The following is a 1743-nucleotide window of genomic DNA, read 5'->3' as shown; positions in this document are numbered from 1 at the left end:
CGATTGGCGCATACCAACCTTCGTTACATTGTCAGAGCCGCTACTTTATTCAGGCTCCTAGGATCATCTGGTGATACAGATGGTTCACTCATTAAGCGGTGAACAGCGCTTCATACGACTTCACGTCGCACGCCCCAAAACGTGTTTAGGCGAATGCCTCAAAAGAGCGATAAGCGGTCATTCAGGTGAGTCGTCCACAACTTAGTAGGAATAACAGAAAACTTTCCTCTTTTTTACATGTTTATATATGCCACAGAAAGCATAATATTCATATCTGGCAATCACTTACGTTATTTGCTATTAATTAAGTTAATAAAATAGTGACGTTTTCGAGCTAAAATAGGGAAAATGTCCTCTGATAAAGTTGTTGGATATAAAAATGAACATAGTACTACGAAAATTAACCAAAGTAGATTCACCCGTATTTTCAATGCTTTGGCAATTCTATCAATATCACCAAAGTGCTTTTGATAACGAAGATATCAATAGTTCTGGCAGATTTGATATTGATGAAGAATATCTTAGTGATGTCGCTGCTGATGAAGAAGATTGTGACGCTTACTTAATCTTTGTTGAGGGCAATATCGCAGGGTTCATTACTGTGGAACCAACAGAGATAGTAGAACGTGAAATGCCTGAGCTGTCAGATCTTTTTATCTTACCTAAGTATCGAGGAAAAGGTATCGCTTTGTATGTTGTCCGCCAGTTAATGTTAGATAATTCATTAAATTGGCATGTAGCCGTTTATGAAAAAGACCGTGAAGCATTAAAGTTTTGGGATAGACTTTTTTCGATATTACCAATCGTGAATGTAATAAAAGTTGAGCCATCTGAGACTGAAGGCTTTCATGAATTTGTGATTACAAATAAGTAAAATATGCAGGATGCGATGAATATCACACTGGAAAACGTTACAAGTTCAAATTATGAAGCCGTATGCGACCTAGACGTCACGGATGAGCAACAGGACTATGTTGCGAGCAATATATGGTCGTTGCTTGAGTCACATTACTGCCACGGGCATACTTGCAGAGCGATCTATCAAAACGATAAACCTGTCGGTTTTTTGATGTGGGTATCTGAAACGCCTGCAAAAGTGTCTGTTTGGCGCTTTATGGTGGATCAAGGTTTTCAAAAAGCGGGTATTGGTAGGGCTGCGCTAAATTTGGCCCTGAATGAAATCAAATCCAGTGACAAAGTAAAAGAAATCGAAATTTGCTATGATCCTGAAAACCCCGTAGCCAAAGGTTTTTATTCAAGTTTTGGCTTTCAGGAAGTGTGGTTGGATAAAGATGGTGAAGACATATTGGCAGTTATTAAACTGTGATCTTTAACAAAACGCCGCTTTGCGGTTCGACTCGAAACATGTTGCTTGCGTTTGTGACGGGCGTTCTTGACTGTCCGCTTACAAAGCAAAGTGAACACTTAAGCCTTCAGTAGTTGAGTTTTAAATCCCGCTATATACCGCACTCAAGTATCCCAAAATGCGAATGTCGGCTCTTTGTCTGAAACGGCAACGGAGAAACCAGTATTTGACTTTCACCTTCTCGTTCAAAGCCGCCCTTAAAGTATTTACGGCAGAAACGAGTTAATCATGAATGGCTGCTCATGGCACAGACTGTGTGAAAACTCTGATCACCTTTTGGTCTAAGTATGTTCTGCTTATGATCTATTAATCTATACATTTAGTTCACTTAATATACTGATATTTATATAATTAGACTATTGATTCAGTTGAGGGTT

At 39.1% G+C, this 1743-nt stretch carries 2 protein-coding genes; both read left to right on the top strand.

All coding sequences use genetic code 11. From position 1 onward, the window contains the following. Nucleotides 1-379 precede the first annotated feature (379 nt). Nucleotides 380-874 (top strand): GNAT family N-acetyltransferase, encoded by a 495-nt coding sequence (locus tag JIG41_RS18690; RefSeq protein ID WP_063529968.1) that lies wholly within the window; start codon nt 380-382, stop codon nt 872-874. Nucleotides 875-889: 15 nt separating this feature from the next. Beyond that, nucleotides 890-1327, top strand: a complete 438-nt coding sequence (locus tag JIG41_RS18685; protein WP_063529969.1) for a GNAT family N-acetyltransferase — start codon at nt 890-892, stop codon at nt 1325-1327. Nucleotides 1328-1743 lie beyond the last annotated feature (416 nt).

It is taken from the genome of Pseudoalteromonas sp. bablab_jr011 (assembly GCF_016464045.1).
GTDB lineage: Bacteria > Pseudomonadota > Gammaproteobacteria > Enterobacterales > Alteromonadaceae > Pseudoalteromonas > Pseudoalteromonas lipolytica.
The sequence above is the reverse complement of the archived record's forward strand: the minus strand, read 5'-3'. Positions and strand labels throughout refer to the sequence as shown.

Excerpts from the sequence above, each read along its gene's own strand:
- JIG41_RS18690 (WP_063529968.1), top strand. The coding sequence starts at position 380 with ATGAACATAGTACTACGAAAATTAACCAAAGTAGATTCACCCGTATTT.
- JIG41_RS18685 (WP_063529969.1), top strand. The coding sequence starts at position 890 with ATGAATATCACACTGGAAAACGTTACAAGTTCAAATTATGAAGCCGTA.